Annotated in this window: 17 protein-coding genes, 1 tRNA gene and 3 pseudogenes; 8 read left to right on the forward strand and 13 right to left on the reverse strand. The window is 60.1% G+C overall.

Translation table 11 applies throughout. The features are described from left to right. Positions 1 to 42: 42 nt before the first annotated feature. From KZH41_RS21355 to KZH41_RS21375, 5 genes are all read right to left on the reverse strand, one after another. Positions 43 to 2,877 (reverse strand): TonB-dependent receptor, encoded by a 2,835-nt coding sequence (locus tag KZH41_RS21355; protein WP_263273658.1) that lies wholly within the window; start codon positions 2,875 to 2,877, stop codon positions 43 to 45. 96 nt (positions 2,878 to 2,973) lie between these two features. Continuing rightward, positions 2,974 to 3,939 (reverse strand): FecR domain-containing protein, encoded by a 966-nt coding sequence (locus tag KZH41_RS21360; RefSeq protein ID WP_094949867.1) that lies wholly within the window; start codon positions 3,937 to 3,939, stop codon positions 2,974 to 2,976. Continuing rightward, the gene (locus KZH41_RS21365) at positions 3,936 to 4,442 is read right to left on the reverse strand and encodes a sigma-70 family RNA polymerase sigma factor (RefSeq protein ID WP_083357615.1); all 507 of its coding nucleotides are present in this window, start codon (positions 4,440 to 4,442) and stop codon (positions 3,936 to 3,938) included. The genes KZH41_RS21360 and KZH41_RS21365 overlap by 4 nt, the downstream gene beginning before the upstream one ends. Before the next feature lie 134 nt (positions 4,443 to 4,576). After that, positions 4,577 to 4,652, reverse strand: a tRNA-Asn gene (locus KZH41_RS21370). An 87-nt stretch (positions 4,653 to 4,739) separates the two neighbouring features. Further along, the gene (locus tag KZH41_RS21375; protein WP_242151474.1) at positions 4,740 to 5,624 is read right to left on the reverse strand and encodes a LysR family transcriptional regulator; all 885 of its coding nucleotides are present in this window, start codon (positions 5,622 to 5,624) and stop codon (positions 4,740 to 4,742) included. 101 nt (positions 5,625 to 5,725) lie between these two features. Here KZH41_RS21375 and lldD point away from each other — a divergent pair, with 101 nt between their 5' ends. After that, a complete protein-coding gene (lldD, locus tag KZH41_RS21380; protein WP_083357607.1) occupies positions 5,726 to 6,856 on the forward strand; it encodes an FMN-dependent L-lactate dehydrogenase LldD in 1,131 nt (376 codons plus the stop codon). Positions 6,857 to 7,020: 164 nt separating this feature from the next. Here lldD and KZH41_RS21385 read toward each other — a convergent pair whose 3' ends face one another. After that, entirely contained in the window at positions 7,021 to 8,916 is a 1,896-nt protein-coding gene (locus KZH41_RS21385; protein WP_263273659.1) for a sigma-54-dependent Fis family transcriptional regulator, read from the reverse strand. Between the two features lie 255 nt (positions 8,917 to 9,171). On the opposite strand from KZH41_RS21385, the gene KZH41_RS21390 reads away from it, so the two are divergent. From KZH41_RS21390 to KZH41_RS21405, 4 genes and pseudogenes are all read left to right on the forward strand, one after another. Beyond that, on the forward strand, positions 9,172 to 10,104 hold the full coding sequence (locus tag KZH41_RS21390) for a transporter (protein WP_083357605.1): 933 nt from the start codon (positions 9,172 to 9,174) through the stop codon (positions 10,102 to 10,104). Between the two features lie 54 nt (positions 10,105 to 10,158). Further along, the gene (locus KZH41_RS21395; RefSeq protein WP_263273660.1) at positions 10,159 to 12,255 is read left to right on the forward strand and encodes a PQQ-dependent dehydrogenase, methanol/ethanol family; all 2,097 of its coding nucleotides are present in this window, start codon (positions 10,159 to 10,161) and stop codon (positions 12,253 to 12,255) included. Positions 12,256 to 12,374: 119 nt separating this feature from the next. Next, a complete protein-coding gene (gene pqqA / locus KZH41_RS21400; RefSeq protein WP_003243383.1) occupies positions 12,375 to 12,446 on the forward strand; it encodes a pyrroloquinoline quinone precursor peptide PqqA in 72 nt (23 codons plus the stop codon). A gap of 370 nt (positions 12,447 to 12,816) precedes the next feature. Then, positions 12,817 to 13,178 (forward strand): annotated as a pseudogene (locus KZH41_RS21405) (pyrroloquinoline quinone biosynthesis protein PqqE); the annotation flags it as partial. A 161-nt stretch (positions 13,179 to 13,339) separates the two neighbouring features. Here KZH41_RS21405 and KZH41_RS21410 read toward each other — a convergent pair. Continuing rightward, on the reverse strand, positions 13,340 to 15,034 hold the full coding sequence (locus KZH41_RS21410) for an AMP-binding protein (RefSeq protein ID WP_263273661.1): 1,695 nt from the start codon (positions 15,032 to 15,034) through the stop codon (positions 13,340 to 13,342). A 141-nt stretch (positions 15,035 to 15,175) separates the two neighbouring features. Beyond that, entirely contained in the window at positions 15,176 to 16,666 is a 1,491-nt protein-coding gene (locus tag KZH41_RS21415) for an aldehyde dehydrogenase family protein (protein ID WP_083357602.1), read from the reverse strand. Positions 16,667 to 17,178: 512 nt separating this feature from the next. On the opposite strand from KZH41_RS21415, the pseudogene KZH41_RS21420 reads away from it, so the two are divergent. From KZH41_RS21420 to KZH41_RS21430, 3 genes and pseudogenes are all read left to right on the forward strand, one after another. After that, a pseudogene (locus KZH41_RS21420) lies at positions 17,179 to 17,383 on the forward strand (IS3 family transposase); the annotation flags it as partial. Positions 17,384 to 17,713: 330 nt separating this feature from the next. Further along, positions 17,714 to 17,914 (forward strand): annotated as a pseudogene (locus tag KZH41_RS21425) (hypothetical protein); the annotation flags it as partial. A 329-nt stretch (positions 17,915 to 18,243) separates the two neighbouring features. Further along, complete coding sequence (locus tag KZH41_RS21430) at positions 18,244 to 19,170, forward strand: GGDEF domain-containing protein (protein ID WP_083357601.1); 927 nt, start codon at positions 18,244 to 18,246, stop codon at positions 19,168 to 19,170. 22 nt (positions 19,171 to 19,192) lie between these two features. Here the strand turns inward: KZH41_RS21430 and KZH41_RS21435 are convergent, their stop codons facing one another. The 5 genes from KZH41_RS21435 to KZH41_RS21455 form a co-directional block, all read right to left on the reverse strand. Next, entirely contained in the window at positions 19,193 to 19,972 is a 780-nt protein-coding gene (locus KZH41_RS21435) for a TenA family transcriptional regulator (RefSeq protein ID WP_371917655.1), read from the reverse strand. 78 nt (positions 19,973 to 20,050) lie between these two features. Then, on the reverse strand, positions 20,051 to 22,525 hold the full coding sequence (locus KZH41_RS21440) for an EAL domain-containing protein (protein WP_263273662.1): 2,475 nt from the start codon (positions 22,523 to 22,525) through the stop codon (positions 20,051 to 20,053). Positions 22,526 to 22,596: 71 nt separating this feature from the next. Beyond that, positions 22,597 to 24,432 (reverse strand): ABC transporter ATP-binding protein, encoded by a 1,836-nt coding sequence (locus KZH41_RS21445; protein WP_263273663.1) that lies wholly within the window; start codon positions 24,430 to 24,432, stop codon positions 22,597 to 22,599. Next, complete coding sequence (locus KZH41_RS21450) at positions 24,425 to 25,027, reverse strand: DsbA family protein (RefSeq protein WP_176462909.1); 603 nt, start codon at positions 25,025 to 25,027, stop codon at positions 24,425 to 24,427. Before KZH41_RS21450 ends, KZH41_RS21445 begins: the two co-directional genes overlap by 8 nt. Positions 25,028 to 25,064: 37 nt before the next feature. Further along, positions 25,065 to 26,006, reverse strand: coding sequence for a rhodanese-related sulfurtransferase (locus KZH41_RS21455; RefSeq protein WP_094949875.1), 942 nt, complete (start codon positions 26,004 to 26,006; stop codon positions 25,065 to 25,067). Positions 26,007 to 26,098: the final 92 nt, after the last annotated feature.

The following is a 26,098-nucleotide window of genomic DNA, read 5'->3' on the forward strand; positions in this document are numbered from 1 at the left end:
ACGGGCGGTTGCACCGCCGCGCGAGGATCACCACCTTCCCCTTTAGAACTTAGCCTGCACTCCCACCCGCAGCGTGCGCCCCGGCGCAGGCATGAAACTCTGCGCCAGCGGATCCAAGTAGTAGCGATCGGTCAGGTTCTGCAGCGACACGTTGAGGCTGGCATCTTCCTGCAACTTGTAGTTAAGGAACAGATCGACCAAGGCCACCTCGCGGTAATTCAATTGCGGCGTGGTGGCGCCGGTCTGCCAGGGTTTATCGGCGGTGGCGGTGGGGCCTGAGGTGTAGGTGATGCGTGTGCCGAGCGTAAGGCTCTGGTCGAAAAAGCGCAGGCCTGTGGTCAGATTGCCCGCGAACCGTGGTGGGTTCTGGGTGTTGGTGTAGGAACCCATGAAGCTGCCCGGCGTGCAGTTCGGCGTATTACTGGTTTGCTGATAACGGTTGCTGGTGGCGCGCAGTGTGGCGGCGAAGGCTGAATCGCAGGTTTCGGTCTTCAGGTAGTAGGTGGACGACAGGTCGGCAAAGACGCGCCCGGCATCGTAGCGGGTTTGGAACTCCAGGCCGCTGGTTTTGTAGCTGTCGGTATTGCTGAAGCGCATCAAGCCCCACAGGCCAGGGCTGGGGTCGTAGTAGCGGGTGATGTAGTTTTTGATGGTGTTGTTGAAGTAGGCCAGCTTGATCGCCGCCGAGTCGTCATCGAACAACAACCCCTTGTGCAGCGTGCTGGCGCCGATCTCCCAATTGCTCGAGCGCTCGGGCTTCAGGCCTTTACCGGGCATGGTCTGCAACACACCCTGGCTGGTTTCAAACAGCGAAGGCATACGAAAGCCTTGGGTGTAAGAGGCATACACGAAGGTGTCCGGCAGCACCTCGATATTGATGCCCACCGCCGGGGCAAAGGCGCCGCCGCTGTTGCTCGCCTTGGCGGAATAGTCATAACCGGTAACCACTTCCCCGACCTGGGACGGATAGACCGTGGAATCAACCGCGCCAAAGGTGTTGTACCGAACGCCCTCGAAAGGAAAGTTAGTGTTCTGGAAGACAATGCCATTGTTCAGGCGTGGATCGGTGGCGTCGGTGTAATCGCCATTCTGGTCAGGGAACCACATCATGTTGCCGGAATTGTCGCCGTTGTAGACGCGCAGGTAGCGCAGGTCACGTTCCTCACTCCGTGCCGTGGCATTGGCGATGTGGTCTTTGCTGCGATAGTGGGTGTAACGCCCGCCGCCCCATAACGTGAGGCTGTCCACTGGCTTGTATTCCAACTTGCCATTGAAGCTGAACTCCTGCCGCGACCCTTCGCGCAACATACGGTTGGCGTTGATATCGTCCTGGTTGGTGACCACGCCTTTTTGCGGGCGCAGTTCTTCGAGCTGGAACGAGCCGCCCAGGTCCAGCTTCAAGTCGCCGTAGTCGGTCGCCCAGCGCGAGGTATTGGCCAAGCCGCCGCCAATGCGCTGGTCAGCTTGTCGGCTCCAGGCGCGGTCCGAGCGATACGCCTGGGACGCTGGCGCCGCCACCGAGGTGAGCTGGCTGGTTTGCGCATCGGTCAGCCACAGGTCGGCAGTCAGGTCCACCAACGGGTTACCCGAAGGCAAGTAGTTGTAACGCGCCGTGTAGGTGTCGATCTTGGTGTGACCCAGCGGGTACTGATAGATGCCGCCGGTGCCGAAGCGGAAGATATCCGAAGGCATGATTTCCCCGATGCGCCCGTCGTAGCGGCGATAACCCAGGTCGAAGGTATGCCCGTCCGCCGGACGCAAGGTGGTCTTGAGCAGGAACGATTCGGTGCTCGACGAGGAATTCAGCACTTCTTCGCCGGCGTTGTAGGTGGTGGCCACGCTGGTTTCTTCATCACCCCAGCGGTTGTAAGTACGATAGCGATCCTGCCCCTTCTTGCCGGCAAAATAGTTGCCTTGATCGCGCTTGGCATAGGCCGCCACCACGTCGAAAAACTCATGGGTATAGGCAAACGCGGCACTGCCAGCCTGCGCCTCTGAGCCGAACAGCCCACCGCGGCTCTGATGTGGCTCAGAGTACAGGGCCTCGGTCTTGGAATGCGGGTCACGGGAGGCTGGGGCGACGCCGTTGTTCCACAGGTCGCCTTTGAGGCGCAGGCCGATGCTCTGGCCGTCCTTGAGGATGTCGTCGACGGTGAGCGTGCGCATCTTCACCGTGCCGCCGATAGCGCTGGAGGTCAGGCTGGGGCCCTTGTCGATCGTGATGTCGCTGATCATGTCCGGGTCGATGTAACTGCGCTGCTGGGTACCGGCGTAACCGCGATAGACATCCAATGCCTGCTGCGAACCGTCCACCGTGACGGCCACCCGGCTCTGGCCCTGGATGCCACGGATATTCACATCCAGGCCGCCGCCATTACGGCTGTCGCCGACCTGCACACCAGGCTGGCCCTTGAGCACATCGCCCACCGAGACCACACCAAAGCGCTGCATGTCTTCGCCGGAGATATACACCGATGAGCGCGGCGCCCGGTAGACCTCCTCCTCATCGAGATTTTCGCCAATCACCTTTTGCGTCGGCAGGGAAATTGCCTGTTGGTGTGGGCGCAAAACATAGCCACCGTCCGCCTGGCGCTGATAGCCCAGGCCAGTGCCCGACAGCAGCTGAGTCAAACCCGCCTCGGTATTGAAATCGCCCTGCAGGCCCTGACTGGTCTTGCCGGCGGTGAGCAGCGAACTGCCCGCCATGCTGATCCCGGCCTCGGCACCAAAGCGCGAGAGCACTTTGTCCAACGGGCCGGCACTGATGCTAAAGGCGCGCTCGCCGGCCGCAAAAACCAACTCGCCGTAGAGCGGCTGGAGGCTGAGAAACAACAAGCTGAATGTATGGGTACGCAAGACACGAGCGGGGGAAATCATACAAGGCTCCTAAGGGTCGACACCCACCTGTGCCGGTGGGTAATACCTAAAGGCCAAGCCAGATCGAAAAAACTATCGCGTCGCCGAAAAAAAATTTCACGCGGGCACCACGGTCACCCAATAACGCGTTCTTTGTTCGATACGCACCGGCAAGGTATTGGCGACCAACGCCAGCGCTGCATCGGTATCGTCCAGCTGGAAACTGCCAGTGATGCGCAGGCCCGCCACCGCTTCGCTGCAACGCAAGAAGCCTTGGCGATAGCGCGAAAGTTCGGCCAGCAATTGGTCCAGGCGCATGCGTTCGGCGGGCAGGATGCCGCGCATCCAGGCCTGGGCCAGCAACACATCGATAGGGCTCGGGCGCCCTGCTCCACGCTCATCAACCTTGAGTTGCCAGCCCGCCTGCAACGGCACCGGTGTCGGCTGATGCCGCGTGCTCACCTGCGCCAGCCCGCGCAAAACCGTCACCTGCGTGCCTTGGTGATCATGGCGCACCAACAGGTGGGCGCCATGGCTGTAGAGCACCGCGTTGGGGGTCAGCAGTTCCAATGACGCGGAACCTGCCGGGGTATCCAGGGCCAACTCGCCCTCGACCAACTGCACACTGCGCCGCCCGGCGCTCAAGTCCAGGTTTACCGCACTGGCGGTGTTCAGCCACAGCGAATAGCCATCGGCCAAGGCCCAGCGCCGCCGCTCACCCACACGGGTGCGATAGCTGGCCAATGCCGAACGTACCAGCGTGGAATCCGCCGCTTGCCAGGACATTCCACCGAGCAGCCCCAACGCCAGCAGGCACTTGAGCACCTGACGACGGCGCTGTGGATCGGCCCCCGCCAACTGCAACGCCCGACGCGCCGTAGCATCGGCTAACAAGTTGGCGCCCGGCTGAAGCAACAGAGGCAAGCCACTGACCCGCTGCCACGCGTACTCATGCTCGGCACTGGCCTGGCGCCACACCTGCAAGGCCTGGTGATCACTGGCACTCATCAAGCCGGACTGCAGCTGCACCAGCCAATCAATGGCAGTGTCGCGCACGCGAGGATCAACCGCGGCGCCACTCATTCGAACCGGCTCGCGTAGCAAACACTGAACGCCTTGCCCATGGCGCGCTGCACCTGCGCCACCGTCAGGCTCAACTGCGCGGCGATCTGCGGATAGGTCAGGCCATCGAGCTGGGACAAAAAGAAAATCTGCCGCACCCGCGCCGACAACCCGACCAGCAGCGAATCGAGCTGCAACAACGTCTCGATCATCAAGTGCCGCTCCTCCGGCGACGGCTCCTCGCCCACCGGCCGCGCCGCCAACGCTTCCAGATACGCCCGCTCGATCGCCTGGCGACGCCAGCGATTGATCAGCAAACCATTGGCGATGGTGGCCAGAAACGCCATGGGCTGGCGCAGCTCGTGTACATCTTCCTTGGAGCGCAACACGCGGATAAAGGTGTCGTGTGCCAGGTCTTCGGCATCGGCACTGTGCCCCAAACGCCGATGCAGCCAGCCCCGAAGCCAGCCATGGTGATTCGCATACAACTGGGCGACCGGCGAGGCGATGCTGTCGTCGTGCATGTCAGATCCGCATTAAATGATAATGCTTCTCATTTTATGGCTTTATGGTGGGCGTTGTATAGGGGCTGGGATCGCTGCCATGGGCCAAATCCAAGGCAAAAAAAAGCCTGCATCTCTGCAGGCTTTTCTCTATCTGGCTCCACGACCTGGACTCGAACCAGGGACCCAATGATTAACAGTCATTTGCTCTACCAACTGAGCTATCGCGGAATGCGCCGTATGTTACTGATTAAAAAGAAGAAGTCAAGCACTGAAGGTGCACTCAGCCGAATTCCTACAAATGACCGCTGCAACCTTCTACACCGGGCTGGCCATTTCCTTGGCCAGATCCAGCCAGGCGCGGGCCGCCGGCGGCAGGTGCGCGCTGGCGCGCCAGACCAGGGCGATGTGCCAATCGGTGTGGGGTTCGTCCAAGGGGATCAGGGCGATGCCGGGGTGTTGGTGTTTGTGCGCGAGCATGCGTGGCAGGAAGGCGACGCCCAACCCTGCGGAAACCAGGTCGACGATAAAGTCGATTTGCCCACTGCGGGCGGTGACCCGAGGCGTGACGCCTTTGCGTTCGCAGGCGGCGAGGATTTTGGCGTTCAGGGCAAAACCGGCTTCGAACAAGATGAACGGTGAATCGGCCAGGTCAGTGAAGTCGATGCGTTTGCGTCGGGCCAGTGGGTGGCTCATGGGCAACACGGCCATCAGCGGTTCATTGCGCACGGGTTGGTAGTCGAAGCCTTCGTCCGCCGGCAGTAGCAAGGCCGCCAGGTCGACCTCCCCGGCCTCGAGGCATTCGCGCAGGCGTTTGCTGCCGTATTCGGTGAGTTCGATGTCGATGTCGGGGTAGCGCGTGCGATAGGCGGCGAACATCGCCGCAAACAATACGCCGCAGCCGACCGGTGGCAAGCCGATGCGCAGCACGCCGCGCTTGAGGCCGCGCAGGTCGTTGATCTCGGCCACCAGGTCGTTGTGCTCGGCGAGCAACACCAGTGCGCGGCGGTAGGCAATTTCGCCGGCGGCGGTCAGTTCATTCTTGTGGCCGAGGCGATTGAGCAGCGGCGTGCCCAATTCATCTTCCAGCGTCTTGACCGCCTTGCTCACCGTGGATTGGGTCAACGCCACTACGTCAGCCGCTTGGGAGAAGCCGCCCTGGCGCACCACCTCAACAAAGGCACGCAATGTTCGCAGGTTCATCGGTATTCCCTTAGCGACTGGATGCTAGTAATAAAAGTTGTTTTTATCATGCCAGCTTTTTGCTTATCGTGGAGCAACCTTGCTCTGTGGAGAACCCGTTCATGATCATCTCGTCCGCCTCCGACTACCGTGCCGCCGCCAAGCGCAAGCTGCCGCGCTTTCTGTTCGATTACATCGACGGTGGCGCGTACGCCGAGCACACGCTGCGTGCCAACAGTTCGGACCTGGCCGAGATCAGCCTGCGCCAGCGCGTCCTGCGCAATGTCGACAACCTGAGCCTGAAAACCACCCTGTTCGGCCAGGAGTTGGCCATGCCGGTGATCCTCAGCCCCGTCGGCCTGACCGGCATGTACGCACGGCGCGGTGAAGTGCAGGCGGCCAAGGCCGCGGCGAACAAGGGCATCCCGTTCTGCCTGTCGACGGTGTCGGTGTGTTCGATTGAAGAAGTGGCGTCGCAAAGCCCGCAGTCGATCTGGTTCCAGCTGTATGTGCTCAAGGACCGCGGCTTTATGCGCAACGCCCTGGAGCGGGCACAGGCCGCCGGGGTGACCACGCTGGTGTTCACCGTCGACATGCCCACGCCGGGTGCGCGTTACCGCGATGCGCACTCGGGCATGTCCGGGCCGTTCGCGGCTTCGCGACGCATGCTGCAGGCCATCACCAAGCCGCAATGGGCCTTCGATGTAGGGTTGATGGGCCGCCCGCACGACTTGGGCAATATCTCCAAATACCTCGGCAAGCCGACCCACCTGGAAGATTACATCGGCTGGCTGGCGAACAATTTCGACCCCTCGATCAGCTGGAAAGACCTGGAGTGGATCCGCGAGTTCTGGAAAGGCCCGATGATCATCAAAGGCATACTCGACCCCCAGGACGCAAAGGATGCCGTGAGTTTCGGCGCCGACGGTATCGTCGTCTCCAACCACGGCGGCCGTCAGTTGGACGGCGTGCTGTCCACCGCCAAAGCGCTGCCACCGATTGCCGAGGTGGTGGGCGATGACCTCACGGTGCTGGTGGACTCCGGCATTCGCTCCGGGCTCGACGTGGTGCGCATGCTTGCCCTGGGTGCCAAGGGCTGCCTGCTGGGCCGCGCCAACGCCTATGCACTGGCTGCCGATGGCCAGCGCGGGGTGGAGAACCTGCTGGATATTTTCGCTAAGGAAATGCGCGTGGCCATGACCTTGACCGGCGTCACCTCAATCGAGCAGATCGACGCCAGCACCTTGGTTTAACCCTGCTGTTCGACGATGCCGCGCGCCTTGAGCTTGCAAGGTATTTAGAGAATCCGGGGCGATTCAACCCTGCCCAACGACCAACTGGCTGACAAGCGCTTTCGAGTTGCTTCAACAGCGGTAAGGTATGGGAGGAAAACCTACGGCGGTGCAACGCAGCGTCCTCAGTTTTCCTCAAGTCCCTTTAACTTCCGGTAGAGGGTTGCTCGCCCGATCCCCAGGCTGCGCGCAGCCGCCGAAAGGTTGCCACCGCTCGCTGCCACGGCCGTCTTGATTGCAAGCAGTTTTGCGGCCTGCAGTGTATGTGCTGCCTGTGGCGCCGAGTCTGTCATTGAGGCTGAGTCGGCGACCTTTTCAATGATTTCAAGAACGTCTTCCGACAGATGCTCCAGGCCGATCTCACCGCCATCCTCGGCCAACACGACAGCCAGGCGGAGCGTCTGGTAGAGCTGACGGACATTGCCCGGCCAGCGGTAATTCAACAGCGCTTGCAGCGCCGCGTCACTCAGCGTGAGCGGCTGGCGCGTGGCGCTTTCGGCGCGCAGCAGATGCTGAATCAGCTCCACCAAGTCCTGACGCTCGCGCAGCGCCGGTAGCGTCACACGCAGGCCGTTTATACGGTAGTAGAGGTCTTCGCGAAAGCCGTGGCTGGCGCTGAGCTGCTTGAGGTCTCGGTGAGTGGCGCAGATAAGCGCGCAATCCACGTGAATCACTTGGCTGCTGCCCAAGCGGGTAAAGCTGCGCTCCTGCAACACCCGCAGCAGACGACCTTGCAGCTCCATCGGCATGTCGCCGATCTCGTCGAGGAAGAGGGTGCCTTTGTGCGCCTGTTCAACTTTGCCGATCGCGCCACCTTTGCGGCTGCCGGTAAAGGCACCTTCGACGTGGCCGAACAGTTCCGACTCGATCAGGCTGGCCGGAATAGACGAGCAGTTGATAGCCACGAAGGCTTCTCCGGCGCGGCTGCTACCTTCGTGCAACAGGCGGGCGAAAACCTCTTTACCCGTGCCGGTCTCGCCGTTGATCAGCACGGGAATATCCCGGGCGAAGGCCTGGCGAGCGCGGGCAAGGGCACTCTGCAGCGCTGGGTCCTGCAAATACGGCGCCGCTTGCGGCAGTAGCGGCGGTTTGGCGATAGACGCAGGCAAAGGTTCCTGCCTCAACGCCCGCTCCGTTTTAAGAACGGGGCCTAGGGTAATGCACGCGTGCAGTTCGCCACCGTGATGCGTGCGCAGCCGCAGCGGTGCACTGAGATCGTGGCGGCGGTAGCAGGCGGCGTGAGCGAAGGGCATGTCGAACAGCTCAGCAAAATCCAGACCGACCGGAACCTCGCTTAACTGCAACAGCTGACCAGCAGCGCGGTTAGCGCAGCGCAGCTTACCGGCCTGGTCGAAACCCATCAGGCCTTCCAACGGGGTGCCGAGAATATCCATCCGCAGGTGCAGGTGCACCAGCAGTAAGTCGCTGAGCTGGCTAAACATACGATTTTCAATCGCACTGGCGGTTAGCAACAAGGACTCCCGCGCGTTAATCAAGGGCGCGCGGTGTTTGCTGCTCGCGTCCAGCACCCCGACGATGGCGCCGTCCGGGCCGAAAATCGGCGTGGCAAAACAGCAAAAGTCGCGCGCTTCCTCCAGGTAGTGTTCCCCGCCCACGAAGAGCACGGAGTCACGCTCGGTCAGAGCGCAACTCGGCGCGGTGGTACCGACGTTTTGCTCGGAAATCTGCGCGCCAACCCGAAACACCTGATTCAACTCCTGGTTGTCTGAGCTGCGGCTGCCCGGGCTGTTGAGCACCACACCTTGCAAGTCGAGGCAGACTAGCACCCAGTCCTTGCGTGACAGGGAGGCGTGTAGTTGCTCCATCTCGGGCGTGGCACAGGTCAGCAACAGGCGATTGCTTTCGATAATTTGGGCACGGCTGGCGACTACAGGCGCATTCAGACGGTCGCGATGACTCAGACCGTAGCTTTGCGAACGTTCCCAGGACCTCTCGACCATCAACGAGTCGAGGAAATACTTGCGCGCTGGGGGGACTGCGGAGTCGGTGACGTTATGCATGAAATGCGCCTCGCAAGCTAATGTCTCAAAATAGGCCAGTCCGCCCCTGTTGCGATGTCTCAATTTGAGTCAGTCGTACAGGTGGGGCAGTCATACGCTTTCCTCGAAAAATATTATCCCTATAATAATCATCCACCTACAGATATTTTTTTAGAACTCAAAAGTGGCACAGGCTCTGCTTAATGACTTGCTGTGAGGTCGGATAAGCACCCGTCACTACGTTCTAACATAAACAAAAACAATAAAGGTGATGTTATGAAAATGAGCTCAGAGCTGGCTCTGCGCCGTCCCATCTGCCCGTCAACCCGACGCGGCATGGTGCATCTGTTGCAAGCTGCGTTGTTCGGCTTGCTAGGTAGCCTATCCTACGGCGCTTCAGCTGTGGACGTGGATGCCGGCGATTACACCGCATTTCCCGAAGGCACCAACCTGGGCATGCTCTACGGCCAACATGCCGAACGCAACTCACTGTATGCAAACGGCCACAAAGCGCCAATCGACGCTGGTCTGAACTCCAATATCGGCATTGTGCGTGGCGTGCACTTCACCAAGATTGGCGATTACATCGTCGACCCACAGTTCCTCCTCCCATTCGGCAACGTGCAAGCTAAGGACGATGTCAAAGATTTGGGCAGCGCCAGCGGCACCGGCGACTTGACCCTGGCCGCCACCGTCTGGCTGATAAATGAACCTGACAAGCGGCGTTACTTCGGCATCACGCCGTTCCTATATATACCCATCGGCAGCTATGACAACAACCACGCGATCAACCTCGGTGAGAACCGCTGGAAGTTCGCCCTGCAGGCTGGATACATCACCGGGCTGAGCGACAAGCTGACCCTCGACCTGATCGGCGACGTGACGCTCTTCGGCAACAACAATGACTACGGCGCCCAGAGCGTCACGCAGAAACAGAACGCCCTGTATCAAGGCCAAGCATTCCTTCGCTACAACTTCACCGACAAGTTTGATGTGCGTGTTGGGGTATCGAAGTTTTGGGGCGGTGAAAGCAATATCGACAGCCAGGACATGCACGACAAACCTAATACCAGCAAATACACAGTAGGCGCGGCGTACTTCGTTACCCCTAGCACCCAACTGATGGTCAATTACGGCCGTGACATGGCAGTTGAAAACGGCTTCAAGGAGGACAGCCGCATCAACTTGCGGATCCTTCAAATATTCTAGTGCTACTTGCCAGCAAAGTTCTCATTCCAATTACAAGACAGGAGTCCTGCGTTTATGAATACGCAGTCTGCATCGCAACTATTCGCGGGCTTAGCTCTCGCCCTGATGATGCCATTGGCCGTCGCGACCCAGGTCGACGAGGCCGCCATTATCGCCAGCAAGAAAGACGGCAGCCAATGGCTCAGCAATGGCCGAACCTATGAAGAACAACGCTTCAGCCCACTGGACCAGATCACTGAACAAAACGCCGACAAGCTCGGTCTGGCCTGGTCTCTGGACCTTGATAACCACCGTGGTCTGGAGGCAACGCCGCTGTTCGTCGACGGCGTGCTCTTCGCCTCGCTGTCATGGAGCCGCGCGATTGCCGTCGATGCGCGCACCGGCAAAACACTCTGGAGCTTCGACCCGCAGGTTGCCCGCGACAAGGCCCGTGATGCTTGCTGCGACGCGGTAAACCGCGGCGTGGCGTTGTGGAACGGCAAGGTGTTTATAGGCACGCTGGACGGCCGACTCATCGCCCTTGACGCCAAAACCGGCAAGCAAGTCTGGAGTCAGCAGACCACTGACATCAGCAAGCCATACACCATCACCGGCGCGCCGCGCGTGGTGAAAGGCAAGGTGATCATTGGCAACGGCGGCGCCGAGTACGGCGTGCGCGGCTACTTCTCCGCCTACGACGCCGAGACCGGCAAAATGGCTTGGCGCTTCTACACGGTGCCCGGCGACCCAAGCAAGCCATACGAAAACCCGGAGTTGGTTGAAGCCGCTAAGACCTGGAAGGGCGACCAGTACTGGAAGTTCGGCGGCGGCGGTACCGCGTGGGACAGCATGGCCTACGACCCGGAAATGAACCTGCTGTACGTCGGCACCGGTAACGGCTCTCCGTGGAACCGCGAGCTGCGCAGCCCGGGCGGCGGCGACAACCTGTACCTGTCCTCGATCCTCGCCATCAACCCGGAGACCGGGCGACTGGCGTGGCACTATCAAGTGACACCGGGCGACTCCTGGGACTTCACTGCCACGCAGCAGATCACCTTGGCAACCCTGGAAATTGCCGGTAAACCGCGCAAGGTACTCATGCAGGCGCCAAAAAACGGGTTCTTCTATGTGCTCGACCGCCAGACCGGCGAACTGCTCTCTGCCGAGAAGTTCGGCAAGGTCACCTGGGCCGAGAAAGTCGATCTGGCCAGCGGCAAGCCGGTAGAGGTACCCGGTTCGCGTTACGAGAAAGAGACAATTGTGATGTGGCCGAGCCCCTTTGGCGCACACAACTGGCACTCAATGTCGTTCAACCCGCAAACCGGTTTGGTCTATTTCCCTTACCAGGAGATTCCCGGCGTCTATCGCAACGAAGGCAAAAACTTCGTCAAGCGCAACGCCTTCAACACCGGCGCTGCGTTCTATGACACCACGGAGATTCCTCGCGAGGCCGTCTCCGGTGCGCTGGTGGCGTGGGACCCCGTCAAACAGAAAGAAGCCTGGCGCGTTCCGTACACCCACTATTGGAATGGCGGCACCCTGACCACTGCCGGCAACCTGGTGTTTCAGGGCACCGCGGACGGTGACCTCATTGCTTACTCTGCTGACAAAGGGAAGAGGCTCTGGTCGTTCGCCGCACAGACCGGCATCGTCGCCGCGCCAATGACCTACAGCCTTGACGGTGAACAGTACGTCGCATTGATGGCTGGCTGGGGTGGTGTAGCCCCGCTTATCGGTGGCGATGCTTCCTTGGCACCCGGGGTCGGCAACATCAGCCGTCTGTTGGTCTTCAAACTCAACGGCAAGGCCGCCCTCCCACCGCTGCCAGAGAAAGTGGCAACTGCGGTAACACGCATACCCGGACCGGTCCAAGCGTCTGCTGCGGATATCACCGCCGGCAAGCAGCTATACGGCACTTACTGCACCGTATGCCACGGTGTGGGCGTGGTCAGCGGCGGTTTGATACCGGACCTGCGCAAGTCGGACGACGCGCGCCGCGCCATGTTCCAGCTGATCGTCCTCGATGGCGTGCTGCGTCCTCTGGGCATGCCCTCCTTCAAGGACAGCCTGAAACCGGCAGATGTCCAAAAGATCAAGGACTACGTCATTAGCCAGGAATACGCCGCGTACCTGAAGTCGCAAGAACCAGCAGCGGCCAAAGCCACACCGTAATGACGGAACGGTAACGCGTTGACGGCGAGTTAGCATGACCGAGACTCGCCGTCATGTACGGTAAGAATGTGCACTAAACATTTGAAGCTAGTCACTCCAACGTAATAAGGAACTCAATCATGTGGACCAAACCTGCTTACACCGATCTGCGTATCGGCTTTGAAGTCACCATGTACTTCGCCAACCGTTGACGCTCCGCGTGGCGCTACGCTTCCTCGAGCGACGCGCCACGTTATTTTTGGCCCGTTAACACGGGCTTTTTTTTGCCCCGGTCGCGCGCCAGCGAGGGTTGCCTACAGGAACCGACCATGTTCATCCGGATTCTTGGCTCAGCCGCAGGCGGCGGCTGTCCTTAGTGGAGCTGCAACTGCCGCCATTGCCGCGGCGTGCGCGAGGGCACCTTGCACGCGCAGCCACGTCCCCAGTCTTGCATCGCGCTTTCCGACGATGGTGTGCACTGGACTCATCAATCACGCCTGGACAGTTGGCCGCAGCACTACCCTTGGATCGACCTCGCCGGCTGCGCCTATTTCCGCCAACGCCTGGGCCAAGCGCACCGCAATGCTGGCCGGCTCCAAGAAGGCTTTTGCCCAGAAATTAGCGATGGCCCGCGCGGTGAAAGCCCAAGGCTACCCGATGGTGCTGAACTTCCTCCCCATCGGTACAACATCGACCGCATCATCGGACTGTGCGTCGCCCTGGAAGCCGACTTCGTAGAGCTTGCCACCTGCCAGTTCTACGGCTGGGCCGAGCTAAATCGCGTCGGCCTGTCAGCGATCAAAACGCAACCGGTGCGCGACGAGCGCATCACCGACGACTACCGCGCCAAACTCGAAGCCCAAGGCCATCCCTGCAAGCTGATCTTTGTAACGCCGGACTATTACGAAGAGCGCCCGAAAGCGTGCATGAATGGTTGGGGAAATAACACGCCTGTCAGGGCATCGCCAGCCTGACCTTTCGCAACGCGCGTGAATCGCGTCTGATCGCCAAGCCGTAAGCCTCGGGCGTCCCAGCGCAACATAGATTGTTTGCGATGGCAGATGCGCGTTTATCGCCTATCAGCCATCGCGGCTAATCCCAATTCTTACGGCTCGTTACCCATCTGCGCAATGCTGATATCACGCATGATGAATTTCTGGACCTTGCCGGTCACGGTCATCGGAAACTCGTCGACGAACTTGAAATGCCGAGGGGTCTTGAAGTTTGCGATGCGCTCCTTGCACCAGGCTTGCAGCTCCTGCTCGGTGGCGCTGTGACCGGGGTGGAGCTTGATCCACGCGACGATTTTTTCGCCGAATCGGGTGCAGGGAATGCCAATCACCTGCACGTCTGCAACCGCAGGGTGGGTGATAAAGAATTCCTCCAACTCACGGGGGTAAACATTCTCACCTCCTCGGATGATCATGTCCTTGTTGCGCCCGGCGATGCGCACATCGCCCTCGTCATCCATGCTTGCCAAGTCACCGGTGTGCATCCAGCCAGCACGGTCAATGGCTTCTGCGGTGCCCTGCGGGTTGTGCCAGTAACCAACCATCACGCTATAACCGCGGGTGCACAGCTCACCAATGGTGCCGCGCGGCACCAGGTTGCCGGCGTCGTCGATGATCTTGCTTTCGAGGTGCGGCTGGGTTCTGCCCACGGTGGTGACGCGCATGTCCAGATTGTCGTGCGGCCCTGTCTGAAGCGACACCGGGCTGGTTTCGGTCATGCCATAGGCAATCTGTACTTCGTGCATGTGCATCTCGTCGATGACCCGGCGCATGATTTCAATCGGGCAAATCGCCCCGGCCATGATGCCGGTGCGCAGGCTCGACAGATCGAGCTCAGCGCGGCCCGGCTGATCGAGCATGGCGATAAACATGGTCGGCACACCGTACAGGGCCGTGGCCTTTTCTTCGGCGACCGTGGTGAGTGTGATGAGTGGGTCGAAGCCGTCACTGGGATAAATCATGGTGGTGCCATGGGTCAGGCAGGCGAGGTTGCCAACCACCATGCCAAAGCAGTGATAAAGGGGCACCGGGATCACCAAACGGTCCTCTGCGGCCAGCCCCAGGCTTTCGCCAACCATGTAGCCGTTGTTCAGAATGTTGTAATGGCTGAGGGTGGCGCCCTTGGGGAACCCGGTCGTTCCGGAGGTGAACTGGATATTGACCGCTTGATCGAAGTGCAGGCTGTTCTGACGCTCGCTCAGTTGTTCGCTCGGCACGCTGGCTGCCAACTCCCCCAGTTTTGACCACGATAGGAAGCCCGCCGGGGGCTGGGCTTGCAGGCTAATTAAGCCGCGCAACTCCGGTAGGCGCTCACTTCGTAGTTGGCCGGTCGGTTGTGCCGCTAACTCAGGCAGCAAGCTTTGCAGCATTGCATGGTAGTCGGAGGTCTTGAACGCACCGGCGCACAACAACCACTGGCAACCGGACAGCTTGAGTGCGTATTCGAGTTCGGTAGTTCGGTAGGCGGGGTTGATACAGACCAGCACCACGCCGATCTTCGCCGTGGCGAATTGCGCAATGCACCACTGCGCGCAATTGGGCGCCCAAACGCCGAGCCGGTCGCCGGTTTTCAAACCCAGGGCCAGCAGTGCTCTGGCGTAAAGGTCTACTGCGTCGCCCAATTGCTGCCAGGTATAACGTAACTGCTGATGGCGAACCACCAGCGCTTCGCCGCCGGGGAATTGCGCTACGGTCTGATCGAGTGCCTGGCCAATGGTCATGGTCAGCAACGCTTTGTTTTGAACGCCGCGGGTGTAACTTTGCTGCGGCTTGTCACTGTCTTGATGCATGACGTTTCCTTTGTTTTTATCGTTCTAAGACGGAGTTGCGCGTGCCAGTTGCGCTGATAGCTGAGTGATGAAGACGGGCTGGCGAGCCGCAGAGAATAAAAATAGGCTGAGGCGTTTTCGGGCTGCCCCAACCTGAAAGGGTTACAACTTGATCATCACCGTCTTTAGTTCCGTGTAGTGGTCAATAGCTGCCGCCCCCATTTCGCGGCCGACGCCGGAAAGCTTGTAGCCGCCGAAGGGCAGGACAGGGTCAAGGGCGGTATGGCAGTTGACCCAGACCGAACCCGACTTGATACGCGGGATCATGCGGTGCACCGCGCTCATGTCGTTGGACCAGATGCTGGCGCCCAGGCCGTAGGGGTTGTCGTTAGCCAGGCGCACGGCTTCATCGATGTCATCGAACGGCATGGCCACCAGCACCGGGCCGAAGATTTCTTCCTGCACCAGGCGGTGCTTCTGATCGACGTCGACGATAACGGTAGGTTGGACGAAGTAACCAGGGCCCTGCTTTTCGCCGCCGCACGCAATGGTGGCGCCCAGTTCGCGGCCCGTTTCGATGTAGTTGTACACCCGGTCTTGTTGCTTGGCGGAGATCAGCGGCCCGATGTCCGCGCTAGGGTCCAGGCCACTGCCCAACCTCATGCCATTGGCGATATCGACGATGCCGCCAACCACGCGGTCGAAGTGTTTGCGCTGCACATAAAGACGCGATCCGGCACAGCACACCTGGCCCTGGTTGAAGAAGATGGCGTTGGCAGCGCCGGCGGTGGCCTCCTGCAAGTCGGCGTCGGCCAGCACGATGGTGGGCGATTTACCACCCAGTTCCAGGGTGACGCGCGTCATATTGTCCATGGCGACCTTGCCGACCTGCTTGCCTACCTCTGTGGAGCCAGTGAAGGTCAGTTTGTCCACGCCTGGATGACGGGTAAGTGCTGCGCCGGCCTGGAGGCCGGTGCCGGTGACGACGTTGAAGACACCGGCGGGGTAGCCCGCCTCAAGTACCAGTTCGGCCAGTTTCAGGGCGCTCAGCGGGGTTTCGTCGGCAGGCTTGAGCACCAGGCTGCAACCAGTGGCCAGGGCCGGGCCGAGCTTCCAGCAGGCCAGCATGAAGGGGAAGTTCCAGGCGACGATGGCGCCGACAACGCCCACCGCCTCGCGGCGGATGAACGCGTGGAATTCGCCGCCGGCCATCAGTGGCAAAGAGGGATCTACCGTGGTGCCGGAGAGTTTGGTGGCCCAGCCAGCCATATAGCGCAGGGAGTCGACGGACAGTTGCACGTCAACCAAGCGCGCCATCTGCGCGCTTTTACCGTTGTTCAGGCATTCCAACTCAGCGATTACCTGGGCGTCGCGCTCAATCAGGTCGGCCAGACGCCACAACAGGTTTTGCCGCTCACGTGGACGTGTGCGGCTCCACGCCGAGTCATCGAAAGCACGGCGTGCGGCCTGCACCGCGCGGTCTACGTCGACGTGATCGGCCGACGGTACGTCCAGCAAGCGTTCACCGGTGGCGGGGTTGCGCACGACCATGGTCGCTCCGCTGGCGGCGTCTATCCATCCAGCGCCAATCAGCATTTGAGGTCGCTTGGAGAGGAATTCGATGGTCTTGGAATGCAGCGGTACGTGTTCCATGGGCGAGGCCTCATTGTTGTGGATGTAGTAAAAGTCCGAGGAGCAAGGCCCATGCCAGCCCTACCCAAGTGCCGCGAGCCCAGGGCTGCGGCCTTTTCAGGCCCCAGTCAGGCGTAACGGTCGCGACGCGTGGTGTATTGGGCTTATACAGCTGTCTCAAAGTGAGACACCGGCAGCCCCGTGCAGGCGACCGACTCGCGCCCGCCAGCGGCTCGCCATCAACCCGCTGGCGGGCGCGTTACTAAAGCCGAGGGCCGTTTTCGCGAAGCCATTCGTTTCATGCACGCCTATGGCAATGCCTGAGCCGACAATGGCGTGCGCCTCTCAAAACGTGCGCACACCTGCACAGCCCCGTTAAGGGATCGCGCGACCGAATCTTGCGTCGACAAAGGCATCATTTCCGTCCTGTTGGTTAATGAGGCCCTGCGGAGTGGCGGCGCGGGCATAACGAGGCGGCGCTACGGGTGCAGGCCTGCATACTCCCTGATCTGCTCATCAAGCCGTTTGCGTAGGTGCGCGGGCTCGATTTAGTCAATAAACAACCCGGCCCACATGCGTTAAACGAGCGGCTGTAGAAAGACTCGATATCCCGCAAACCTTTAACCCTGAGTTTGATGTGCCAGCTCCCAATCAGGACGGGGCGGTGACATCACCTATATTTGGGCACAAGGAAAGTGGCACTGCCTGGCTGTCGCTCTGGGCCTCTGCATGCGCCAGAGCATGAGTCGCCGGGAAATTGCTGGGACACTCCGTTCACTCCGCTCAAGAGCGTCAGCCCAATCTGACCCGTGCGGGGATTGGCCAATAGGATTGGGCGCTGACGCTACCTGGCATCGCCGGGCCCAGCATCTGCGACCTGATAGGGGCCTCGTTCGGGAAACGCTACGGCAATCGCCAAGCCCCCATCGGGTGTGGCAGAAGCGATGCGGGGAGTCGGTTGCTCGGCGCAGCGCAGTCAGAGCGAAAACTCAAGCGCTCAATCAATTGAGAGCCTCGCTCGTCAGTGCCCCGCAAGACATTCGTGAAAGGCTCTGGAAAACCAAACCTGCCGACCGCTTAGGGCGCCGCAGCGTGTTCGCGTTAGGCGCACTCGGCACGGCGGTGTTCCTGCCGGTGATCGTGCTGTTCCAGAGCCCCGACAATATCTTGTGGATGCTGGTGGTGTTCGGCTTCCTGTACGGGATTCCCTATGGCGTGATACCGGCGCTGTTTATTCGCGATAAACAATTCGACCCACAAAAACAGTAAGGTCCGGCAGGTGCGTCGGGCAACATCGCAACTCAACCAGCCAAATAACTGACGTCATTACGCAACGACCTTTTTTGACTTTAAAAATGGTCGTTGATTTATAAGGAGTTTTATTAAGTTAAACAAAGTGGCACGAATATCGCTCTAAGCCCTTTCAAGCAGGTTAAGCGATGACAAGACGTGTGGCAGGGCCTAGGGGTTATAACCCCGGGCAAAGCGGTTTAGACTGTTTCCGATGTTTTACAGAACTGAAGGAGCAGTAAGACGCTTGGCATTCGCCACTCTCATCGAGCCTGTAAGACAGTTAAGTGCTTAGAGGCCGTTAGCTTATGAAATCACCAACCCAGACCAACGCAATTGACTTCGACAGTGCAAAATTGCAACGCCTGGGGTTTGGTCAACCAGCCCTTCGTCCCCGCCGCCCCGTCACTTTTAACGAACTGCGCCAGCAACTGGGCCAGCAATTGCAGACCAGCCTGGAGCCGGAGCGCATCCTTGGCCTGTTCTTTCGCGAGGTGCAACGCCTGGTGCCCCTGGACGCGCTGCACTACCGCCATGAACCCAGCGACCTGCGCCTGGAATTCGGCCATCGCGGCCACCACTCGGTGAGCTACACCTTGAGCCATGAAGGCGAGCATTTGGGCGAGCTGATATTCCGTCGCAACCAGCGCTTAATGGACGACGAACTGAGCCAGTTGGAGGCGCTGCTGGCGAGCTTGCTGTACCCGATGCGCAACGCCCTGCTCTACCGTACCGCCACCCGCAGCGCGCTGCGCGATCCATTGACCGAAACCGGCAATCGCATTGCCATGGACCAGACCCTGCAACGGGAAATCGACATGGCCCGGCGGCACCTGAGCCCGCTGTCCTTGCTGATGCTGGACATCGATCACTTCAAGAACATCAACGACACCCACGGTCATGCGGCCGGCGACAAAGTACTGCGCGCCGTGGCCGGCTCGATCAAAAGCCAACTGCGCAACGTGGACATGGTGTTTCGGTTTGGCGGGGAAGAGTTTCTAATCCTGCTGTCGAACACCGGCCGGGATGCGGCAGGCATGGTCGGCGAGCGCTTGCGCCGGGCTGCACACGCTCAGGATTACTGGGCAGATGACACCAAGATCGAATTGACGGTGAGCCTGGGCTGCTCGACCTTGCTGGCCGCCGAGTCGGCCGAAAGCCTGTTACGCCGCGCCGACAACGCCTTGTACGTGGCCAAGCGCGAAGGCCGCAACCGCTTGGCAATGGCGGGGTAAGCACCCCGCCATCACCTTTACATCACGCCTCGCTGGCGACGCGTGCCTGACGCTCGCGAATCGCTAGGGGCGCCTTTTCTTTGTCTTTCTCCTTCTCCAAACGCATGCAGCTTTCCAAAAACAGGTACATGTAGTCATAGCTTTTGCACACGGCCTGACGCAGTTCTTCCTGCAAGGTTTTGCTCGGATTCATCCCTGCCAGGGTGCAGATTATTTCGAGCGCTTCCCACGGGTGGGCATCGTCGTACTGCGCGTGCATCTTCAACCATTTCATGGCGCGCTTGCGCTCTTCCTCAGGGAAGGCTGCCGCGTACACACCGGTCGAACACACCACGGCAGACCACTCCCCGGTCGCCCCCTCGATCGCGTAGTTGGTCGCGGCAATCGCAACGATCAACGAATCGGCCGAGCTGGTGTGCCAGCACCAATGGCTCAGTGCGTGCAATTCCGGCGGTACGTTCTGCGCTTGCAACTCTTCCAGGCTCACGCCATGGGCGCGGGCCCAATGTACCCAATAGTCGGCATGGTTCAGTTCCACGCGAATATTACGCATCAGCCACCGGCGCGCCATATCCTCCCCAGGATGGCGGGCAAACTTGGTCTTGGTGAGGTTTTGTGCCATGTACAAGGCAAACTGCTCCACCACTGGCCAGCCACCGATAAGGTAGTGGCGCATGGTCTTGGCGCTGAGCGTGTTATCGCGCATGCGCTGATACAGTTCGTGCTCGACAACTCGGCGCTTGCTCTCGCTACAGGCCTGGATCAATTGTTGCGCCCAGGCAGGGTAACTTGAGGCTTCCATAAGCGGGCCGGTTCTGTTGAAGGTGTCGATCACTGTAAGGCTCCTTTTTTAGTGTGATAGTACAGACCAGCAAATGTTTCAACGGAATGTGCCGGGCGCCTTGAATAACAGAGGCTGCGGCCGCACAGGTCGACACTGCAAGCTATCAAAGGTAAACAATTGCGGGCGTTCAATCAGGTAGCCCTGAGCGTAATCCACACCGATCTCAAGTAAAGCCTGTTCGATTTGCGGTGTTTCAACAAACTCGGCAATGGTGCGCTTACCCATGACGTGGCCGATGTGGTTGATCACTTCGACCATCGCGCGGTTAATCGGGTCGTCCAGCATATCCTTTACGAAACTTCCATCGATCTTCAGGAAGTCTACAGGTAAATGTTTGAGATAGGCGAATGAGGACATTCCGGCACAAAAGTCATCCAGTGAGAAATAGCAACCTAACGCTTTGAGTTCATTAATAAAACGAATCGCACTACCCAAATTTGCGATAGCACTGGTCTCTGTTATTTCAAAACATATCATTTCTGGCGGAATGTTATAAACCGCGAATTTCTCACGCAAAAATCCGAGAAAGTCGTCATCGCCAATAGTAATACCTGACAGATTAATCGCACACATCGCCATTGGCCGGTCTGGCCGCTCAAGCATGCAGTTGGCAATAATCTTGAACACGTTCTCTACCACCCAGCGGTCCAGCGATGTCATCAGGCCATAACGCTCGGCGGCGGGGATAAAACTGTCCGGCAAAATGATCCGACCGGCCTCGTCGTGCAGGCGCAGCAGAATTTCCACATGACCATTGCCGCCTTCGGTGTGGCCCAAAGGCGAAATTTCCTGCGCATACAAGCAAAACCGATTTTCCTCCAGGGCCATGTGCAGGCGCTGCACCCAAGCCATTTCTCCAAACCGCAGGGACAACTCCGAGTCATCGGCATGGTAGACCTGCACGCGGTTGCGGCCCTTTTCCTTGGCCATGTAACAGGCCATGTCGGCGGCGCGCAGCGAGGTTTCCAACGTGGTCGGGGTTTGCGAGATATGCACCAGGCCAATACTGACGGTGGTCATGAACGGTCGGCCTTTCCACACGAAATGCAGGTTTTGCGCGGTATGGCGCAGGCTCTCAGCGATCTTCTCCGCAACCGGCGCCGGGCAATTCTCCAAGAGGATGCCAAACTCGTCGCCGCCCAGACGTGCCAGGGTGTCACCCTCGCGCAGGTCCGATTGCAGCAGCGCGCAGATATGCCGCAACAACTCGTCACCGGCAGCATGGCCGCAGGTATCGTTGACCAGCTTGAACTGGTCCAGGTCGAGGAACATCAACGCATGCCGAGCATTTTTCTGCCGTGCTACCCGTTGCAGCACCTGCTCCAGGCGGAACTCGAATTCGCGCCGGTTGGCCAAGCCAGTCAAGGCATCATGGGTCGCTTGCCACGACAGGTTGGCGATGTACTGGCGCTCCTGGGTCATGTCGTGCAGCACCAGCACCGCGCCACTGACCTTACCGGCACTGCGGATCGGCGCGCCCACCAGCGTCACCGAGACCGTACTGCCGTCCACGCGCTGGATCAGCTTGGAATGCTCGCTGCCGCCACTGAGTTCGCCCTTGATGATGTGCTCGATCAGGGTAAAGCCGTCAGGCTCGGCATTTTCATCGAGCAGGCTGAACAACGCGGCCAAGGGCAAGCCTTGAGCCTGGGCGGTCTTCCAGTGGGTCAGCGCCTCGGCCGCCGGGTTCATGTAGGCGATAGCGCCGTCGACATCGGTGGTGATCACGCCGTCACCAATCGACTCCAGGGTAATCTGCGCCCGCTCCTTCTCCGCTTGCAGCGCGCTGGCAAACTCATGGCGCTGGGTCAGCAGCTTGTGCGTGCGCAGCAGCGCCAGGGCGATCAGGCCCAAGGCCGTGGCCAGATTGGTGATCAACAACAGCCGCAGGATGACCCGCGAGCCCTCGCCCAAGGCATCGCTGAACGCCTTCGCCGCCGGTGTGACGCCATCGTTAATGGCCGTGATGCGCGTCTTCCAGTCCCGTACATCGTTGCTGTTGACTTGATTGGTGCGGATCGCTTGGTGCATCGCCTGAGCCAAGTCATCCAACTGCACCAGATAACCGTCGCCCACAGTCCACAGTTCAATGGCTTTTTCCAAGTAGCTGAAATGGCGAAAATTGAGGTACAGCCAGATCAGGCTGGACACGTCATCAGGGTGGTTGCCGCCCTTGAGGATGCCCAGGCGCGCGGCGGGAAGGTCGGGGCTGACGCGATCCAGGGCGACACGTAACTCATGCCCGCCCTGGGGCACGGCGATGGCTTGCTGGTATTTGAGGTAAGTGGCAGGGTCGCGATTATCGGCGTAGAGGGTCAGGTAGTAGATAGCGTCTTTCTGGCCCTTGGACCATAAGCTCTCACCCGCCACATAACCCCGCACCGCTGAAAGCACGTACAGACTGACGCTGCCTAACAATGCCTGGAACAGTACAACGGCAATAAAGGGCCAGACGATGCCCAGCAGCCGAGGTCTGATTAACGTCGCTCCGAGAGTCCGCTTCTGCTTCATGAAGTCCCTTGCACATGCACAGCTTAATACGCACGCGAAAATCCGCTCCCGATAGCACAGCTTAGGCTAACTCAACGCACTTGTTGCAGGTGCCCGTAAAGTTTGGCGTACAACCCACCCTCCGCGATCAATTGCTGATGGTCGCCATCTTCGGCGATATGCCCACCATCAAACACTAACACCCGGTCAGCCTGTTTCACCGCTGAAAGCCGGTGAGCGATGATCAGTGTAGTACGCCCACTGAGAAACCGCGCCAACGCTTGGTGCAAGTTGTACTCGGTGGCGGCGTCCAAGGCGGAGGTGGCCTCATCCAGAATCACCACTTTAGGCTCGGCCAGCACCATTCGCGCGATGGCCAGGCGTTGGCGCTGACCGCCGGAGAAACGCACGCCGGAGCGCCCCACCACACTGTCCAGGCCCAAAGGTAGCGCCTTGACGGTAGCATCCAGCTGGGCGATTTCCAGCGCCTGCCAGCACGCCTGGTCCGAACGCGAACGGCCCATGGTCAGGTTGGCGCGCACGGTATCGTTGAACAATGCCGGGTGTTGCAACACCACGGCGACGTTCTCGCGGATGGTCGCAAGGCCGATTTCCTGCTGGGTGGCGCCGCCGAAACGAATACTGCCGGCCTGCGGCGTATAAAGCCCCAGCAGCAGTTGCACCAAGGTACTTTTACCGCCGCCGCTGGCGCCGACAATCGCCACCTTCTCGCCCGGCGCGATAACCAGGTTCAGTTGGTTGAGCACCAGCTCTTCGCCGTAGCCGAAATCGAGGCCGCGCACTTCGATGCCGACCGTCTCAAGCCCGGTGAACGGGTCTGCGCCACCGGCGTATTGCGGCTCGTCGGCACGCGCCAGCAGCTCGTTGATCCGCGTCAACGCCCCGCCCGCTGCGTAGTAGGCGTATTGCAGGTTCAGCAGTTGCTCCACCGGGCCGATCATGAACCACAGGTAGCTGAACACCGCGAGCATCTGGCCGATGGACAAGTCGGAAAACAGCACCGTGAGCATCGCCGCCGCGCGAAAGATGTCGATGCCGAACTGGAACAACAAGCCACTGGCGCGGCTGGAGGCGTCGGTTTTCCATTGTGAGTGAATGGCGTAGTCGCGCACTTCCTGGGCACGCTGGCCGAGGCGCCCGAGGAAAAAGCCCTGGCGGTTGCCAGCGCGCACTTCTTGGATGGCATCAAGGGTTTCGGTCAGCGCCTGGGTGAAACGCGAGGTGCTGTCGTTCTCGAGCTTCTTCAGGTGTTTGACGCGCTTGCCCAACTGCACTGTGGCGTAGATCACCAGCGGGTTGAACAGCAAGATCAGCAGCGCCAACTGCCAGTGCATCCACACCAGAATCGCCGAGGTGCCGACCAAGGTGAGCATGGCCACCAAGAAGCGGCTGAGGGTTTCGCCGACAAACTTGTCCAGCGTGTCCAGGTCGGTGACCAAGTGCGTGGTGACCGTGCCGCTGCCCAGGCTTTCGTATTCGCCGAGGGAAATGCGCTTGAGCCGTTCGATCAGGCGTACGCGGATGCGGTACACGATGTCCTTGGCCAGCCGCGCAAACAGCCGCGCCTGCACCACGTTGAACACCAATGCGCCACAGCGCAGGAACAGCGTCACCAGCAGCATCAAGCCGATATAACCGGCAGCCTTCTGCCACCCCAGAGGCAATGCGTTGTTCATCACCTTGAGCGCGGCATCGCCATGGCCCAGCAGCACTTCGTCCACCAGCAGGGGCAACAGCAAGGGGATGGGCACGCTGCACAGGGTCGCCAGCACGGCGACGCCATTGGCGATCCACAGGGCTTTTTTGTGACGCAGGGCCAGGCGGCGAATTTCCGCCCAGGTCAGTCGATCGGTGCGCTTGGGCTGCTCAGAAAGGTCGGGCTGGTCATGCCCAGGCTCGTCATGCACAGGTGGCGCGCTCCAACCAACGGGCGAGCAAGGGCGACAGCTCGGACAGCGGCTGGTAGCCGTTGGTCAGTAACGCAAGCTGGCCATTACGCTCGGCCAACAGCGTCGGGAAGCCGGCAATGCCCAAATCCTGCACCCACGTGAAGTCGGCGGCTGTTGCGGCGTGTTGCTCGGCGCGGTCGAACGCACCGGCGAACTCGATGCGCGGGATGCCCGCCGCCTCGGCCAGCTCTACCAGCACGCTGGCGAGGGTCACATCGCGGCCCTCGACATAAAACGCGCGCTGGATCAGCCCCAGCAGTTTCCAGGCACAATCCGGTGCCAGGCTGCGCGCCGTAACGATGGCGCGGCACGCAGGCTCGGTGTCATAGACAAAGCCGTCGGGCAAGGCGCCTTCATGCTTGAACGGCTGGCCGGTGGCCTCGGTGACCGCCTGCCAGTGTTCGAGGATGTAGCGCCGGGTGGTCGGCTCCAACGCCGCGCCGCTGCCGGTGCGCAAGCCGCCCACCACCAGGTGCAGCTCCACGCCTGCGGCCTGGGCCTGCTCCACCAACGCCTCGGCCACCGGAGCAAAGCCCCAGCACCAGGAACACATCGGGTCCATCACATAGAGCAGGCGCGCGGGCATTGGGTCAGGCCTCGGAAGGGGTTTGCTTATAGTTGAAACCAATCGGGTGCGGCATGTTGCGGGCCTTGGCCAGCTCAATCTGCTTTTGCCGGTCTATGGCGCTGCGACGGGTCTTCTCCGGCAGCTTATCCCAGCAATGCGGGCAACTGATGCCAGCCACATAGTGCTCGGACGCACGGTCTTCTACGCTGACCGGTGTGCGGCAGGCATGACATTGATCGTAGTCGCCTTCGCTCAAGTCGTGGCGCACGGTCACGCGGTTGTCGAACACAAAGCAGTCGCCCTGCCACTTGGTTTCTGCCTGCGGCACCTCTTCGAGGTACTTCAGGATGCCGCCCTTGAGGTGGTAAACCTCGTCAAAGCCTTCGCTGAGCATGTAGCTCGACGCCTTTTCGCAACGAATGCCGCCGGTACAGAACATGGCGACTTTCTTGTGCTTGGCGGGGTCGAAGTTGGCTTTGATATAGTCGGGAAATTCGCGAAAACTGGTGGTTTTCGGGTCGATTGCGCCCTCAAAGGTGCCGATCGACACTTCGTAATCGTTGCGGGTATCGATCAACAGCACTTCGGGGTCGCTGATTAGCGCATTCCAGTCTTGCGGGTTGACGTAGGTGCCGACTTTTTTGTTCGGGTCGACGCCTTCGACGCCCAGGGTCACGATCTCTTTCTTGAGCTTGACCTTGGTGCGGTAGAACGGTTGGTCATCGCAGTACGACTCTTTGTGGTCGATATCGTCCATGCGTGGGTCATTCTTCAGCCAGGCCATCAGGCCATCAATGCCTTCGCGGCTGCCGGAAACGGTGCCGTTGATGCCTTCTTCGGCGATCAGCAAGGTGCCTTTGATGCCGTTGTCGACCATTGCCTGCAGCAGTGGCTCGCGCAGGGCGACGTAATCTTCGAGGGTGACGAACTTATACAGTGCCGCCACGACGATCGGTTGAGTCATCGGTGTTATCTCCAGGTGGCTACCCTCGTAAGGGGTGAACCGGATTTAGAAAAATGTAGGCCAAGCCGCGCGGCGCGCATTCTAACAAAACC

The organism is Pseudomonas sp. YeP6b (assembly GCF_025642995.1).
GTDB lineage: Bacteria > Pseudomonadota > Gammaproteobacteria > Pseudomonadales > Pseudomonadaceae > Aquipseudomonas.

Bases quoted from the DNA above. Each gene is read 5' to 3' on its own strand.
- KZH41_RS21415 (WP_083357602.1), bottom strand. From the start codon at position 16,666: ATGGAACACGTACCGCTGCATTCCAAGACCATCGAATTCCTCTCCAAG.
- KZH41_RS21360 (WP_094949867.1), bottom strand. From the start codon at position 3,939: ATGAGTGGCGCCGCGGTTGATCCTCGCGTGCGCGACACTGCCATTGAT.
- KZH41_RS21440 (WP_263273662.1), bottom strand. From the start codon at position 22,525: ATGAAGCAGAAGCGGACTCTCGGAGCGACGTTAATCAGACCTCGGCTG.
- KZH41_RS21375 (WP_242151474.1), bottom strand. From the start codon at position 5,624: ATGAACCTGCGAACATTGCGTGCCTTTGTTGAGGTGGTGCGCCAGGGC.
- KZH41_RS21395 (WP_263273660.1), top strand. From the start codon at position 10,159: ATGAATACGCAGTCTGCATCGCAACTATTCGCGGGCTTAGCTCTCGCC.
- KZH41_RS21455 (WP_094949875.1), bottom strand. From the start codon at position 26,006: ATGACTCAACCGATCGTCGTGGCGGCACTGTATAAGTTCGTCACCCTC.
- KZH41_RS21355 (WP_263273658.1), bottom strand. From the start codon at position 2,877: ATGATTTCCCCCGCTCGTGTCTTGCGTACCCATACATTCAGCTTGTTG.
- KZH41_RS21365 (WP_083357615.1), bottom strand. From the start codon at position 4,442: ATGCACGACGACAGCATCGCCTCGCCGGTCGCCCAGTTGTATGCGAAT.
- KZH41_RS21410 (WP_263273661.1), bottom strand. From the start codon at position 15,034: ATGCATCAAGACAGTGACAAGCCGCAGCAAAGTTACACCCGCGGCGTT.
- KZH41_RS21385 (WP_263273659.1), bottom strand. From the start codon at position 8,916: ATGCATAACGTCACCGACTCCGCAGTCCCCCCAGCGCGCAAGTATTTC.
- KZH41_RS21450 (WP_176462909.1), bottom strand. From the start codon at position 25,027: ATGTGTTCCTGGTGCTGGGGCTTTGCTCCGGTGGCCGAGGCGTTGGTG.
- lldD (WP_083357607.1), top strand. From the start codon at position 5,726: ATGATCATCTCGTCCGCCTCCGACTACCGTGCCGCCGCCAAGCGCAAG.
- KZH41_RS21390 (WP_083357605.1), top strand. From the start codon at position 9,172: ATGAAAATGAGCTCAGAGCTGGCTCTGCGCCGTCCCATCTGCCCGTCA.
- KZH41_RS21435 (WP_371917655.1), bottom strand. From the start codon at position 19,972: ATGGAAGCCTCAAGTTACCCTGCCTGGGCGCAACAATTGATCCAGGCC.
- KZH41_RS21430 (WP_083357601.1), top strand. From the start codon at position 18,244: ATGAAATCACCAACCCAGACCAACGCAATTGACTTCGACAGTGCAAAA.